Origin of the sequence: Neomegalonema perideroedes DSM 15528 (assembly GCF_000374145.1) — a bacterium.
In the GTDB taxonomy this organism is placed as follows: domain Bacteria; phylum Pseudomonadota; class Alphaproteobacteria; order Rhodobacterales; family Rhodobacteraceae; genus Neomegalonema; species Neomegalonema perideroedes.
In genome coordinates, this window is record NZ_KB893654.1 from 1,062,560 (window position 1) to 1,076,442 (window position 13,883).

Below are 13,883 nucleotides of genomic sequence, written 5' to 3' on the forward strand. Positions count from 1 at the left end.
CAGGCGATGGGACGGGGGGCAGCCTCAGGAGCGGCCTTTCTCATCGCGGTTTTCTGTGGAGGTTCGGGCGCCGCGCAGACGCCGGATCCTCTTTCGCCTGAAGTCCGGGAGGTTCTGGAGGCGGGATATGACGCGGAAGGCTTCGATCCGGGGCGACGCGCGGCGGAAGTCCCGCTTCCGCTGCATATGCGCGGAGTCCTTGCCGGAGATCTGCGGGTCCGCCTGCGCGGAGAAATTCTAGTCGGCGCGGATCCGCGGCAATTGGCCGAGGCTCTGGCGGAGGTTCTGAATGCGGAGACTTTAGAGCGTCTGCGCGCCTTGGGGCCGGATTACGCCACGCCTGAGGAATTGGCCGCGGCGGGATTGCGGCTCAGCTATGATCCCGGCGCGCTGACGCTGGAGGCGGATGCGGCGGCGTCCGCTTTTCAGGATCTCGACCTCTTCCTTTCACGCGGCGCGGATTTCTCGAATCTCGATTTGATCGAGCCGGCCCGCTTCTCGCTGGGCGTCGACGGCTCCCTCTCCCTCACGCAAAACCTGAATCGCGGCGGAGATCCGAACATAGGCGCCTATGTCGACGGCTTCGCCAATTTCGGCGGTCCAGACGGCGTTTATGTGGATTTCGCAGGACGCGTCGACCTGTCGCCGCAGGTTGCGGGCGACCGCCTGCATCGCGACCGGCTGACCCTCTTCAAAGACGACCGCGAAAGAGCGACGCGATATTCCGCCGTCGACGTCTCTCTGGATCCGCCTCCCCTGATCGGCGCGCCGGATTGGCTGGGCGTCTCCGTGGAGCGCCGTTATTCCGAGATCGACCCGAACCGCCTCATCCGGTCTCTGGGTCAGCGCTCCATCCTGCTGGAGCGCCCGGCCGTGGTCGAGGTCTGGGTGAACGGCGCGCTCGTCAGCCGCTTTCGGGCGCCGTCCGGACGCGTCAATCTGAACGACATTCCCTTCGTGGATTTGGGCAATGAGGTGACGATCTACGTCGAAGACGAACTCGGACGCCGCCAGCTCGATTCCTTCTCCTTCTCCTCGGGAGACAGCCTGCTGGCGCCCGGCCTCTCGGAGTTCGGTCTTGCGGCGGGCGCCCGGCAACAGGATTTCACGGCGGGCGTGGAGTGGGAGACCGATGATTTCGGCGCTCAGGGATATTACCGGCGCGGCGTGACCCCGAATTTGACGCTCGGCGCGGGCGCGGGCGCCGGGAAAGGCGAATTTCTGGCCGCCTCCCTGCACGCCGTGGCGGCGCTGCCCTATGGCGTCGGCCAACTCGACGCCGCATGGTCGACCCGTCAGGGCGATTCAGGCGAGCGGCGTTCCGGCTTCGCCGCCGCCGCCAGCTACGACGCTTCTTTTGAAGGCGCTTTCCACGGGCGCGATCAAATCGCTTTGCGGGTCGAATATCGCTCCGACGGCTTCTCGAATTTCAGCGGCTTGGAGAACATGGAGCGTTTTTCCGGATCGGCCGCCTATCATCTCGGCCTGAACGAGCGCACGAGCCTGAATCTCGGAGCCCGCTACGGAAGCCATGGCGGTCTGGACGAATTCTCGTTGCGGGCTGGAATCTCGCATCGCTTCCGGGCGCTTTCGACCTCTCTGCTCGTCGAGCATGTCCAGAGGGACGCAAGAGAAGATGAAACGCGTCTCCTCCTCTCGGCCTCCATGCCCATAGACGAGGATTCCACGCTCTCCGCCTCCTACGCCAGCGCGCGGGAGCGGGCGACCCTCGATTATCGCAAGCGCCATCAGGATCGCGTCGGAGATTATGGCTATAATCTGCGGGCGGAGCGCGATGACGGCTCCATGAGCCTCTATGGGCGGGCGGATTACATCGGCAACCGCTTCGAGGCCTCTGCGAGCGTCGATCATCTTGCGCCAGACGTCGACTCGCTGTTCGGGCGCGATGCGCCTTTGGTCGGCGCCGTGCGGGTGGGATCGGGCGTCGCCGTGGCGGACGGTCATTTCGGCGTCGGCCGACGCGTCGGTCAGGGCTTCTTCCTCGTGAAGCCCCACGCCACTTTAGACGAGGCGCGCCTCGCCATAGGCCGCGGCGCGGATCAAAGCGTCTCCGTGAGAACGGACGGATGGGGGCCGATTCTTGCGCCCGCCTCTGGCGGCTATCGCGTGTCGGAGGTCGCTCTGAGCGTGGAGGAGGCGCCGATCGGCTATGACCTTGGTCCGGGCGTCTATGCGATGCAGACCGGCGCGAGAGGCGGCGGCGTCATTCTGATCGGCGGCGAAGCCTTTTATTCTGCGCGCGGCGTCTTGCTGGATTCTCAAGGCGAGCCCCTGACTCTGCGTTATGGAAAATTGATCCCTCTCCAAGGCGGCCATCCGGCGGTGGATCTCTTCACCAACGCCGCCGGGGTGTTTTTTGCGGGCGGCCTTGCGCCTGGGCCTCATGAGCTTGAGGTGGACGGAGAAAGACTCAGGGTGGAGATTCAAGCGCCCCGCGAAGGGGCTCTGATCGAATTAGGCGAAGTATCTCTGGGAGGCGGCCTATGAGGAAGAAACCATCGAACCGACTGCTCTTGATCCTCGCCGCCTTCCCTGTTTTCGCGCTGTCTGCTCAGGACGCGCGGGCCTGCGCGCTGACGGCGGCCGAGCTGACGACTTCGGCGCATTCGACGAATTTGGAGTATGATCCTCGCTCGCCTGAAGATTTCCGCGTTTTTCTGAAGGCGGAGTTCGACGGGGAGATCGATCCGGGGCTCTGCGCCCAAGAGTCGATCACCATTGAGCTGGAGACCGCCGGAGTTCATGCGCTGGCGAGGGACGGAGGCGGCGGCGCCTTGAGTATGCGTTTCCTGAATCAGGGGAAAATAACCTCTGGCCGACCCTTCATGGAGATTCTGCGGAATCAATTCTCTTTGGCGGGCGATTATCGCCAGAGATTTCGAGTTTATTTAGATGCGGATCCTCTGAACGCCCTTAATCTTGAGCTTCAGGCGACGGCGACGCCGATCACGCATTTCGTGCATGGAGCCTTTTCGACAAGCATAGACTTCGGGCAGATCGGCGACGGCGAGATCCAGCCGCGGCTGGACAGCTCGATTCTGGAGAAGACCGTGGATTTCATCTATCAGGCGAATATGCCTGTAAAGGTGACGCTCGAATCTCTGGGCGGGGGGCATCTTCGCTTGGAGGGGCGGCCCGATCTGACGCCGATTCCCTATACGGTCAAAATAAACGACGCGCCTGTCAGGATCGGGCCTGAGCATGAGAAAGCGCTTGATCTGGGGCTGGGGCAAAATAAATCAGGAACTATCAGCGTGCTCTTAGGCGATGTGGTCGGGTTGTCGGCCGGGTCTTATAGCGATCAGCTCACCGTGGTGTTCACGCCGAATTATTGATATTCGAACATATGATGTCCGCCATGCGGAGATCTGTTCTTGGTTCTGGCGTTTCATCATCTTGGCGAAACGCCCTGACGACGCCAAGGCCCTGCTCGCCTCGGCCTGACGCCTCCTCCCTCGCTCAGGTTCAGCCATAACGCGTGCATAGGCGATCCCGAAGCAGGAGGGAGAATCGGATCCGAAGGCGGTCGGCGAGCGGAGAAGTTGAAAAATCCGGGTCGCAGAGCGGGGCGGCGGCGTCCAATATCCATCAGTCGTTCTTCAGCTCGGGAAGAAGCGATTGGCCGGGCGCGGCAGACCAAGATGATCGCGCAGGGTGGCGCCCGCGTAGTCGCGGCGGAAGATCCCGCGCCTCTGGAGTTCGGGAACCACCTTATCGACGAAATCGACCAGCCCGTCCGGCAGATAGGGAAAGGTCAGATTGAAGCCGTCGGATCCCTCGGTCTCCAGCCATTCCTGCATTTCGTCGGCGATGCTCCGCGGCGTGCCGACGAAGGCCAGCCCGCCATAGCCGCCGAGCCTCTGCGCCAATTGGCGGACGGTCAGCCCCTCCGCGCGGGCCAGTTCGATCACCCGCTCACGGCTGGATTTGCTGTCGTTGGTCTCAGGGATCTCCGGCAAGGGGCCGTCCGGATCGAAGCCCGAAGCCTCGACGCCCAGCGCCACCGAAAGCGAGGCGATGGAGCTTTCGTAATTCACCAGAGCGTCCAGCCGCGCCCGCCGGTCCCGGGCCTCTTCGAGGCTGTCCGCGACGAGGACCAGAGCGCCGGGCAGGATCTTGATCGCGTCGCGCGACCGGCCCGCGCGCTCGGCTCGCCCCTTCACATCGGCGGCGAAGGCCCGCCCTTCGGCCAGAGTGCGGGGGGCGGCGAAGACCACCTCGGCGGTTTCGGCCGCCAGCCGCCGCCCCGGTTCGGAGGCTCCGGCCTGCACGATCACCGGCCAGCCCTGCACGGGGCGCGCGATGTTGAGCGGTCCGCGCACCGACAGATGCGCGCCCTTATGATCCAGAACATGCATCTTCTCCGGATCGAAGAAGATCCCGCTTTCGGCGTCCTGAACGAAGGCGTCGTCGGCGAAGCTGTCCCAGAGCCCCGTCACGACGTCGTAGAATTCGCGCGCGCGGTCATAGCGTTCGGCGTGGGCGACATGCTCTTCGCGGCCGAAGTTCAGCGCCGCGTCGGGATTGGCGGTGGTGACGACGTTCCAGCCCGCGCGCCCGCCTGAAATATGGTCGAGCGAGGCGAAGCGCCGCGCGATGTGGAAAGGCTCGTCGAAGGTGGTCGAGGCCGTGGCCACCAGCCCGATGCGCTCCGTCACGGCCGCCAGCGCCGAGAGCAGCGTGAAGGGCTCGAAGGAGGTGGTCGTCTGGCTGCGCCTCAGGGCCTCGAGGGGCATGTTGAGCACCGCCAGATGATCGGCCATGAAGAAGGCGTCGAACTTCCCCTCTTCGAGCTTTTGCGCCAGCTTCGCCAGTTTCGGGAAGCTGAAATTGGCGTCCTTCCATGCGCCGGGCCAGCGCCATGCGCCCGTATGCAGACTGACGGGCCGCATGAAGGCGCCCAGATGAAGCTGGCGTTTTCCGGTTCCGGTCATGTCGGCTCCTTCTTGATCCTTCGTCACAGGGGGCGCCCGAACGCCAGGGAACGCGCCTCCATCTTATTTCACAGGCGGCGTCGGCTCGCCCAGCGAAAGCATCAGGCGATTGGCCCAATTGAAGAAGGCGCTCGCGAAGACCGCGTCAAGGATTTCGTCGTCGGCGAGGCCCGCTGCGCGCAAAGCGGCGATCTCGGCGGCGCCGAAGGCCGAAGGCGTGCGGGTCAGCGCCGTCGCGGCTGCGGCTACGGCGTCCCAGCGCGGATCGATCCGGGCGGAGACGCCTTCGTCCAGCAGGCGCTGAACCTCCGCGCCGCGCTTCGAATGATGAGCCGCGAAGCGCGCATGCACCGAAGCGCAGAAAATGCAGCCGTTGACGCGCGAAACCGCCGTGGCGGCCAATTCGCGCTCGGCGCGGGGGAGGCCGCCCTCCGTGTTGTAAAAGATGTCCTTATCCGTGCGGGTGCGCGCCGCCAGAGCCTCCGGCTCGCGGGCCAGCAGGCGGAAATAGGGCGATTTCGCGCGCGAGCGATCGACGAGGCCTTCATAATGGCGCTCGGTCAGCTCCGCCTCCTCCAGAGGCGGCAGCCAGGGCGCCCAGCCCAATTCCTCTTGGGTGAAGGCTTTAGGTTCGGCGTTGTCAGGATGCAGAATCACAGTCGCGATGGTCATGATGCGGACTCCGGTTGTTCAGGCGGCGGCCAGAGCGCGCAAGCCGATCACGGCGCGGATCTGAAAGGCGAGGAAAGAGACGAGCTGCGACAGCCCGACGATGGAATCCGGCGTCCATCCCGCGTCCAGCAGGCGCTGAAGCGCGGCGGGATCGGCGTCGCGGGGATGGAAGGTCAGCAAATGCGCATGCTCCAGCCCGCGCGAGAGCTTCGCCCCCAGCGCGGCGGCGACCTCCGCCGGAACCGCGAATTCCGGGCCGTCGAGATTCTCCGCGCTGAGCGGCCCCTCCGGATAGGCGCCGTAAGGCCCCTGCGCGGCGCCCGCCGCCACGGCGGCGCGGATCGCCTCAAGACGGGCGCCCGCTCCCGGCAGAGCCTCATAATGGGCGCGGGTCTCCGGCTCTTCATGCAGCCCCGCCACGAAGGCCGCGACCGCATGGCGGTCCTCAAGGCTGAATTCGCCGGGCTGATCGGGATGGAGCAGCAGACGATAGCTCTCCTGAGCCGAGGCGCGGGCTTGCGGGCGCTTGGCGCGCAGGAGGTCCAGTTTGGAGCCGGGCGCGATCCCCGCCCATTGGTCGATGAGGTCGGTCATATCGGAAACTCCTGATCAGCCTGCGGCGGCCAGAGACGCCGCAGGGGAGGGGGAGGCGGAAAAGGGGGAGGCGCCCCAGCCGAAGGCCGGCGCGACTTCGGTCGCGAAAAGCTCGATGGAGCGCAGGATCTGCGCGGGCGGCGGATCGATGGAGTGAACCTGAACCGCGATCTCCGTCGCATGGGTCAGGGTCGCGTCCGTCCGAAGGGATTCGGCGACCTCCTCCGGCGTTCCGACATGCGTGTCGAGGCTGAGGATGAGGTCGTCCAGCGTCTCGCCGCGCAGGATATGGCCGGATTTCGCGAATTGCGCCGCCGCCCGACGCAGGCCGATCTCCGCGAAACGGCGCGCCTCGGCGCGGTCGTCGGCGACGAAGACCGAGCGCGAGGCTAGAATCCGCGGCGCGACGCCCTGCGGCAAAGCCTTAAGATAGGCCTCCACGATGGGGAGCTGGATCTCCGCCAGAGAGGCGGCGGGATTCTCCTTGGCGCGCGGCTGGGTGCGCGAGAGCAGCAGCCCGTCTCCGGCGCGGCCCGCGCGCAGACCGCCCGCCACCGAGAAAGTCGCTTGCCAGATGCGCTGATCCAAGTCGCCCGCTGCGGGATACAGGCGGTTTCCGCCGCCCAGATCCTCGCCGCGCAAGGCCGCGCGCAATTTGGCGAGGGCGTCGTCGTAGATCTCGGCGCGACGTCCATGCTCCAGCCCGAAGGCGGCGTAGGAGCCGGGCGTCCCGCCCGTGCCGATCCCCAGCTCCAGACGTCCGCCGGAGAGAAGATCCAGCACCACGGCGTCCTCCGCCACGCGGAGGGGATTCTCCAGCGGCAGAGTCACGACGCCCGTCGCGAGGCGGATCCGCCGCGTCTTGGCCGCCACATGGGCGAGGAAGGCCAGAGGCGCAGGCAATCCGCCCTCGGCGTGGTGGAAATGATGCTGCGCCACCCAGGCCGAGCGATAGCCGAAACGCTCCGCCGTCGCGATCTGCTCGGCGGCGAGGCGATAGCGCTCGGCCGGGGTCGCGTCGTCCAGCAGGCGGGTGAAAAAACCGATGCTTTTCTTAGGGCCGCTCATGAGGCTTCTCCCTGATGTTCAGCCGCGCCGCAGACGGCCGGGAATGGCGGCGATCAACTGGCGGGCGTATTCGGTCTGCGGAGCCTCGAAGACCTGCGCCACGGGGCCGCTCTCCCGGATTTCGCCGCCTTGCAGCACCGAAACCGTGTCGGAGATCGCCCGCACCACCGCCAGATCATGGCTGACGAAGAGATAGGTCAGCCCGAGATCCCGCTGAAGCTCGTCCAGCAGCCGCAGGATCTGCGCCTGAACCGTCACGTCCAGAGCCGAAACCGCTTCGTCCAGCACGAGGATCGAAGGCTTCAGAACCAGCGCCCGGGCGATGGCCGCGCGTTGCCGCTGGCCTCCGGAGAGCGCGGCGGGGCGACGCTCCAGCAACTCCGGCGCAAGCTGGACCCGCGCGAAGACTTCATGCACGCGGCGCTCGCGTTCGGCCTTGGCCAGAGGCTCGAAATTGAGCAAAGGCTCCTCGACGGCGGCGCGCAGGCTCTGGCGCGGATCCAGCGAGGCGAAGGGATTTTGATAGACGAGCTGAATCCTGCGGCGGAACTGGCGCAGCTCCTCGCCGCGCAGGGCGGCGGGATCTTGGCCGTTCACGAGAATCTTTCCGCCGTCCGGACGCCTCAACCCGACCACCGCCCGGGCCGTGGTGGTCTTGCCCGAGCCGGATTCGCCGACCAGCGCATGAGTCGAGCCCCGCGCCACGCTGAAGGAGACGTTTGAAACCGCGCGGAAGGAGCCGCCGCGATCCGTCGGGAAGTTCTGAACCAGCCCGCGGACTTCAATAGCCGTCTCGCCGCCCAGCCTTCCGGGGCGCGCGAGGGCGGGCGCCGACAGCGAAGGCGCATCCGCCAGAAGCCGCCGCGTATAGGCCTCCTTGGGCGCCGCGAGCAGCTCCCGCGCCGGGCCTTGCTCCTGAATCCGCCCGCCGCGCATCACGACGATCCGGTCCGCGCGGTCGGCGGCCACCGCGAGGTCATGCGTCACCAGAAGCACCGCCGTGCCGTTTTCGGCGCGCAATTCGTCGATGAGGTCGAGAATGCGCTTCTGCACCGTCACGTCGAGGGCGCTGGTCGGCTCGTCGGCGATGACGAGGGCGGGCTTGAGCGCCAGAGCCATGGCGATCAGCACGCGCTGCTTCATGCCGCCGGATAATTCATGCGGATATTGCCGGAAGCGCAATTCAGGCTGCGAGAGGCCCACCCGCTCCAGCAGCGCCAGAACCTCGGCGCGGATTCCCGCGCGGTCGCGGCGGCCATGCAGACGAAAGACCTCGGAGACCTGCGCGCCGATGGTCAGCACCGGATTCAGCGAGGCGCCGGGATCCTGTGGAATCAGGCTGACCACCGATCCCCGGATGGAATCGAAACGGCGGGGACTCCAGCGGGAAACCTCCTCGCCGTTGAGCCGGATTTCGCCGCGCGTGATCTCGCCGTTCGGCGGCAGCAGTCCGATGACCGCCTGAGCCGTGGTCGTCTTGCCCGAGCCGGATTCGCCGACCAGAGCGACGACCTCGCCCGGCGCCATCTCAAAGCCGACGTCATGGGTGACGGGAACGCCGTCATAAGCGACCTCCAGTCCGGAGATTCGCAGCAAGGGGCGCGTTTCGGCCCCCACGGCGCGAGGTTCAAGCAAGGCGTTGGTCATCGCGTCGCCCTCTCCGCCGCGCGGCCGACCCGATTGGCGGCCAGAACCACAAGGATCACGACGAGACCGGGAAAGGCCGTCAGCCACCAGGCGGCCATCATATATTTGCGGCCTTCGGCGATGAGCAGGCCCCATTCCGGGGTCGGCGGCGGCGCGCCATAGCCGAGAAAGCCCAAAGTCGAAATCTGGAGGATCGCCCACCCTAATTGCAAAGCGGCGTAGGCGAGAACGGTGGTCAGGGAATTGGGCAGCACATGCCGCCAGATCACTTGGAGAAAGCGGCCTCCGGAGCCGAAGGCGGCTTCGACGTAATCGGAGCGGCGCACCGTCACCACCTCCGAACGGACCAGACGCGCGAAGCTCGCGATGGAGGTGACGCCCACGGCGATGGCCGCCTGAGCATGGCCGAAGCCCAGAATGATGATCAGCGAGAGCGCCAGCAGCAGGCTCGGAATGGCGAGCATCACGTCGACGATCCGCATCAGGATCGCCTCGACCCTCCCGCCGACCGAACCCGCCGTCAGACCTATGGCCGCGCCGAAGACCAGCCCCACCCCCACCGCGAGAAAGGCCCCTGAGAGCGAATAGCGCGCGCCATGGATGATCCGCGCCAGCAGATCGCGGCCCAGCTCGTCGGTTCCGAGCCAATGGGCGGCGCTCGGCGCCTGAAGCTTCTCGCTCGGGATTCCGACCACGCCGCTCTGGCTGGTGAAGATCTCCGGCGCGACGGCCCAGGCTGCCGCCACGAGGAGGACGGCCCAGGCGAGCAAAAGCCCTAAGGGCGGTCTGCGGCTCCAGCCGAAGCGCGGCGGCGCAAGCCTCGCCGAAGCGGCGGAGGGAAAGCTTCTGAGAATATCGGTCACGCCGGAGCCCTCCCGCCGCGGCGCAGCCGCGGATCGAACAAAGGATAGAGAAGATCGACGATCAGATTGATCGCCACGAATCCGAAAGCGGCGATCAGCACCACCGCCTGAAGCACGGCGGCGTCCTGAGCCCGGACGGCCTGCTCGGCGAGCCTGCCGATTCCGTTCAATCCGAAAACCGTCTCCGTGACGACGGCCCCGGCCAGAAGCTCGCCGAAGAGCACGCCCGCGATGGTCAGAGCGGGCAGCAAGGCGTTGCGCAGCACATGGCGCAGCATGACCCAGCGCCGCGAAGCGCCCTTGGCCCGCGCCACATGGACGAAAGGCGCGGTCGACACGGCGTCGAGATTGCGGATGAGGATCTGCGCCAGAGGCGCCGCGATGGGTATGGATATGGCGATCACCGGCAGAACGAGCCTCTCCCAAGGTCCGGGCGCGATCACCGAGACCCAGCCCAGCTTGAAGGAGAAGATCTGAATCAGCAGCACGCCGAGCCAAAAGACCGGAATCGAGACCATCAGCCCCGGCAGAGCCTGAAAAGCGCCGCGCAGCCAGGCGAAAGGCCCGAGCGTCGCGAGAAAGGCGACCAGCAGCGCCAGCCCGACGGCCAGAGCGAAGGCGAGTCCGGCCAGCCAGAGCGTCGCGGGGAGGTTTGTGCGGATCTCCTCGGCCACCGGCACGCCCGAAGCGATGGAATAGCCGAAATCCCCCGTGACGACGCCCGCCAGCGCATCGAGATAGCGCCGCCATGCGGGCGCGTCGGCGCCGTAGAAGGCGCGGATCTCCGCCACGGCCTCGGGGCTGAGGCCCAGATCTCCGCCGACGAATTTGATCAGCACGGCGTCGCCGGGCATGAGCTGCAATAAGACGAAGGCGATGGTGAAGGCCGCCCAAAGCACGAGCAGAGCCTGACCCAAGCGCTCCAGCAGACGACGCGTCATTCGGAAACTCCGGGAATCCTCGGCGAGGAGAAAATCCGGCGCGCGAAGGGGGCCGCGCGCCGGGGCGGCGGGATCAGCGATCCAGCCAGGCGCCGTAGAAGCTCGGCCGCCCGACGGCCTCGAAGCCGACGCCCTTCAGATAGGGCGCGCCGCCGAAGACCTGCGGCTCCTCGAAGATCGGAATGGCGTAGGCCTGATCGATCACGTAATTCTGGACCTCCGCCGTCAGGGCCAGCCGTTTGGCGGGATCGGTTTCGGCGGCGACGGCCTCCAAAAGCCCATTGAGCCGGTCGTCCCGGAAACTCTTCACCTTCTCGGCGACGCCTCCGAGCTGAAGCAGAACGTTGCGGTTGGTGGGGTGATATTGGCTCTTGATCACGTCGGGATCGGCGCGGCCCACCATGGCGGGCGAAACGGGAGTCTTTTCCGGATCGAGATTATCCTGCGTGCGGCTTCCGGAATCTCCGGCCAGCACGTTGAGCTTCACCCCGAGTCGCCCCCATTGCTGCGCCACAAGCTGCAAGGTGGCGCGGTTCTGCGGCTGAGGCGGAGATTCATAGGCGGTGAATTCAAGAACCGCTCCGTCCTTCTCGCGCAGCCCGGAGGCCCCGACGATCCAGCCCGCTTCGGTCAACAGCTTGTCGGCCAGTTCGGGATCATAGGTCAGCTTGTCGGAGAGATCGACGTAGCCTTGGGCGTTCGCCGCGATGATGGAGGTGGCGACCGGATAATTCGCTGAAAACAGCGTCTCGACGATCTCCTTGGCGTCGGTGGCGTGCAGCAGCGCCTGACGCACTCGAATATCCGCGACCAATGGATTATCCGGGCGGAAGACCACCGAATTATTCACGCCCCGCGTGGAGGGCGCGTAAAGCGCATAGCCGCGATCCGTGACTTGTTTTTCGTCATAGGCCTGAATCTGACGCACGAAATCGGCCTGTCCGGAGAGCAGCGCGCCGATGCGCACGCCGTCCTCCGGCGTGATCACATAGCGGATCCCGTCGAGCGGCGCGCGGCCCTGATGCGGATGGAGCTTCGGCCCCCAAGCGTAGTCTTCGCGCACGCTCAGAACCACTTCCGAACCGGTGGTCTGGCTCTTCACGAGGAAGGGGCCGGAGCCGATGATCAATCTGGCGTCGCCCAATTCGGCGTAATTGCGCCCCAGCGTCGCCAGAGAGACGAGGCCGGAGCCGATCACCGAAGTTCCCTGCAGAAAACCGGGGCTGGGCGCTTTGAAATGAAACCGCACGGTGAGCGGATCGAGGACTTCGCCGCGCTCGTAATTATTCACCACCTCGGAGACGGGGAAATTGCGCGCCTGATCGCCCAGACCGAAAGCGTCGAAATTGGCGACCACCGCCGCCGCGTCCAGAGGCGAGCCGTCGGAGAAGGTCACGCCGGGGCGCAATTTGAAGGCGTATTGCGTGGCGTCCTCGTTGACCTCCCAGGATTCGGCGATCCAGGGCTCGATCTCCAGAGTCTCGGGATTCTGATAGGTCAGCTTATCGGTGATCTGGTTCAGAATCCCGCCATTGGGATAAAATCCGCCCGCCGGAGGATAAAGCACCGTATGGGGCTGCTGCTCCAGATAGACGAGGATTCCGCCCTGTTTGGGCGTTTCGGCGAGCAAAGCGGTCGAAGCCAGAAGGGCCGCGCTCAAACTCGCGGCCGCGAAGATGCGGCGGGTTAGATTCAACGTCATGGACATTCTCTCCAGCCTCGGCCGAGGCGTCGTTTCTTGAACCGGGGCCTGAAATCTTCTCGGGCGCGAGGCGCGCGTATTCGGCTCGGATCTGGTTGTGGAGATCGGCGGATTCGCCGCGCGCCGCCGCCCGACAGAGACCCCCGACAGAGATCATCGAGCGATCGCGCGTCCCAAAACCTACAAACCGCGCCTGAGAGCGTCCAAGATCATGATCTGACTTGCTTTGAAGTTTTTCTTATATTCCGACTGACGGAGAGGAGGCGTCTTGCGGCGCGCGCCGGGGCCGCAAGGCGGCGGCCGGCTTCCGCTCGCCGTCGCCTCCGCCGATTCAAACGGCCTGATCCGGGCCCCCTCAGACTGGAGAAACGCAGACATGGCTCCCGCCGCTCAGAAAACCTCCTCCAACGCCGTCACGATCGACGTCTGGAGCGACGTCATGTGTCCGTTCTGCTGGATGGGGGAAACCCTGCTTCAGCAGGCCGCCGAAGCCTCGGGGCATGAGCTGGACATCCGTTACCACAGCTATCAGCTCATGCCGCATCTGCCCGCCGACAGCGCGGTCAACGTCAACGACCTTCTCGAACGCGAGCGCGGATTCCCCCGCGAGCAGGCGCTCGCGATGAATCGTCAGGTCGCGGCCCGCGCGGCTCAGGTCGGCCTCGTCTATAATATGGACGACGCCATCGCGACGAACACGCGGTCGGCCCATCGGCTCGCTCATTTCGCCAAGCAACGGGGCAAGCAGCATGAATTGATGCAGCAGCTGTTCAAGGCCTATCTCACCGACGGCCTCAACATCGGCGATCACGAGGTGCTGGCCGATCTGGCGGCTGAGGTCGGTCTGGACCGCGCCGCCGCTCTGGAGGCCCTGAAGACCGACGCCTTCGCCGCCGAATTCGACGCCGACGTCGAGGAGGCTCGTCGGCTGGGGATCTCCGGCGTTCCGTTTTTCGTTCTGAACGGCAAATACGCCGTCTCGGGGGCTCAGCCCCGGGAGGTTTTCGAGCAGGCGCTGGCCAAAGCCTCCGCCGAAGTCTGAAGGGATGGGAGAGCAGCAGACATGAGCAAGATGTTGAACGGACTGGTGAAGATCGGCGGGGATTCTCCGGAGGCGGGCCTTTGCGTCGATGGTTTCTGCGCCCTGCCGCCGCAGACTGGCGAGGCCCCCGCGCAGGAGGCCGAAGATCAGGCGATGCGCGCAAAGGAGGAGGCCGCCACGGCGCCGAAGGGCGACGGATCCTGACGGATCGGCGCAGGGCCCCTGAGCCCTGAAGCTGGACGGCCGGATGCTCGGCGAGGCCGGAGGGATCCGCCTCGCCGAAGCGTCGGGCGCGATCCGACCAACCGTATGAACGCCGCCTCAGACCTCCGGGCCGGGAGCGCCCATCGCAGCCGCAGAGGGACTTCATCCCCTGAACGATCAGGCGAGCGATAAGCC

At 65.8% G+C, this 13,883-nt stretch carries 12 protein-coding genes; 4 read left to right on the forward strand and 8 right to left on the reverse strand.

The window, feature by feature from the left end:
• Positions 1-6 precede the first annotated feature (6 nt).
• Positions 7-2,508 carry a fimbria/pilus outer membrane usher protein gene (locus B161_RS0112130; protein WP_157755617.1) on the forward strand — a complete coding sequence of 834 codons (2,502 nt, stop codon included), beginning with the start codon at positions 7-9 and terminating at the stop codon, positions 2,506-2,508.
• Positions 2,505-3,356, forward strand: a complete 852-nt coding sequence (locus tag B161_RS0112135; RefSeq protein WP_157755618.1) for a hypothetical protein — start codon at positions 2,505-2,507, stop codon at positions 3,354-3,356. The genes B161_RS0112130 and B161_RS0112135 overlap by 4 nt, the downstream gene beginning before the upstream one ends.
• Before the next feature lie 264 nt (positions 3,357-3,620).
• Here B161_RS0112135 and B161_RS0112140 read toward each other — a convergent pair whose 3' ends face one another.
• From B161_RS0112140 to B161_RS0112175, 8 genes are all read right to left on the reverse strand, one after another.
• Complete coding sequence (locus B161_RS0112140; protein ID WP_018633684.1) at positions 3,621-4,955, reverse strand: LLM class flavin-dependent oxidoreductase; 1,335 nt, start codon at positions 4,953-4,955, stop codon at positions 3,621-3,623.
• 63 nt (positions 4,956-5,018) lie between these two features.
• Entirely contained in the window at positions 5,019-5,627 is a 609-nt protein-coding gene (locus tag B161_RS0112145) for an alkylhydroperoxidase domain protein (RefSeq protein WP_018633685.1), read from the reverse strand.
• A gap of 18 nt (positions 5,628-5,645) precedes the next feature.
• Positions 5,646-6,221 (reverse strand): CMD domain protein, encoded by a 576-nt coding sequence (locus B161_RS0112150; protein ID WP_018633686.1) that lies wholly within the window; start codon positions 6,219-6,221, stop codon positions 5,646-5,648.
• 15 nt (positions 6,222-6,236) lie between these two features.
• Positions 6,237-7,289, reverse strand: coding sequence for a putative FMN-dependent luciferase-like monooxygenase (locus B161_RS0112155; protein WP_018633687.1), 1,053 nt, complete (start codon positions 7,287-7,289; stop codon positions 6,237-6,239).
• An 18-nt stretch (positions 7,290-7,307) separates the two neighbouring features.
• Positions 7,308-8,936 (reverse strand): dipeptide ABC transporter ATP-binding protein, encoded by a 1,629-nt coding sequence (locus tag B161_RS0112160; RefSeq protein ID WP_018633688.1) that lies wholly within the window; start codon positions 8,934-8,936, stop codon positions 7,308-7,310.
• The gene (locus B161_RS19850) at positions 8,933-9,799 is read right to left on the reverse strand and encodes an ABC transporter permease (RefSeq protein WP_018633689.1); all 867 of its coding nucleotides are present in this window, start codon (positions 9,797-9,799) and stop codon (positions 8,933-8,935) included. Before B161_RS19850 ends, B161_RS0112160 begins: the two co-directional genes overlap by 4 nt.
• Positions 9,796-10,740 (reverse strand): ABC transporter permease, encoded by a 945-nt coding sequence (locus B161_RS19855; RefSeq protein ID WP_018633690.1) that lies wholly within the window; start codon positions 10,738-10,740, stop codon positions 9,796-9,798. Before B161_RS19855 ends, B161_RS19850 begins: the two co-directional genes overlap by 4 nt.
• Positions 10,741-10,813: 73 nt before the next feature.
• Complete coding sequence (locus B161_RS0112175; protein ID WP_240471609.1) at positions 10,814-12,442, reverse strand: TIGR04028 family ABC transporter substrate-binding protein; 1,629 nt, start codon at positions 12,440-12,442, stop codon at positions 10,814-10,816.
• Between the two features lie 376 nt (positions 12,443-12,818).
• Here B161_RS0112175 and B161_RS0112180 point away from each other — a divergent pair, with 376 nt between their 5' ends.
• On the forward strand, positions 12,819-13,484 hold the full coding sequence (locus B161_RS0112180) for a DsbA family oxidoreductase (RefSeq protein WP_026310401.1): 666 nt from the start codon (positions 12,819-12,821) through the stop codon (positions 13,482-13,484).
• A gap of 21 nt (positions 13,485-13,505) precedes the next feature.
• Positions 13,506-13,688, forward strand: coding sequence for a hypothetical protein (locus B161_RS0112185; protein ID WP_018633693.1), 183 nt, complete (start codon positions 13,506-13,508; stop codon positions 13,686-13,688).
• The last annotated feature ends 195 nt before the right edge of the window (positions 13,689-13,883 follow it).

What these genes read in the sequence shown, in the direction of transcription:
- B161_RS0112130 (WP_157755617.1), top strand. Translation starts at nt 7, where the DNA reads ATGGGACGGGGGGCAGCCTCAGGAGCGGCCTTTCTCATCGCGGTTTTC.
- B161_RS0112135 (WP_157755618.1), top strand. Translation starts at nt 2,505, where the DNA reads ATGAGGAAGAAACCATCGAACCGACTGCTCTTGATCCTCGCCGCCTTC.
- B161_RS0112140 (WP_018633684.1), bottom strand. Translation starts at nt 4,955, where the DNA reads ATGACCGGAACCGGAAAACGCCAGCTTCATCTGGGCGCCTTCATGCGG.
- B161_RS0112145 (WP_018633685.1), bottom strand. Translation starts at nt 5,627, where the DNA reads ATGACCATCGCGACTGTGATTCTGCATCCTGACAACGCCGAACCTAAA.
- B161_RS0112150 (WP_018633686.1), bottom strand. Translation starts at nt 6,221, where the DNA reads ATGACCGACCTCATCGACCAATGGGCGGGGATCGCGCCCGGCTCCAAA.
- B161_RS0112155 (WP_018633687.1), bottom strand. Translation starts at nt 7,289, where the DNA reads ATGAGCGGCCCTAAGAAAAGCATCGGTTTTTTCACCCGCCTGCTGGAC.
- B161_RS0112160 (WP_018633688.1), bottom strand. Translation starts at nt 8,936, where the DNA reads ATGACCAACGCCTTGCTTGAACCTCGCGCCGTGGGGGCCGAAACGCGC.
- B161_RS19855 (WP_018633690.1), bottom strand. Translation starts at nt 10,740, where the DNA reads ATGACGCGTCGTCTGCTGGAGCGCTTGGGTCAGGCTCTGCTCGTGCTT.
- B161_RS0112175 (WP_240471609.1), bottom strand. Translation starts at nt 12,442, where the DNA reads ATGACGTTGAATCTAACCCGCCGCATCTTCGCGGCCGCGAGTTTGAGC.
- B161_RS0112180 (WP_026310401.1), top strand. Translation starts at nt 12,819, where the DNA reads ATGGCTCCCGCCGCTCAGAAAACCTCCTCCAACGCCGTCACGATCGAC.
- B161_RS0112185 (WP_018633693.1), top strand. Translation starts at nt 13,506, where the DNA reads ATGAGCAAGATGTTGAACGGACTGGTGAAGATCGGCGGGGATTCTCCG.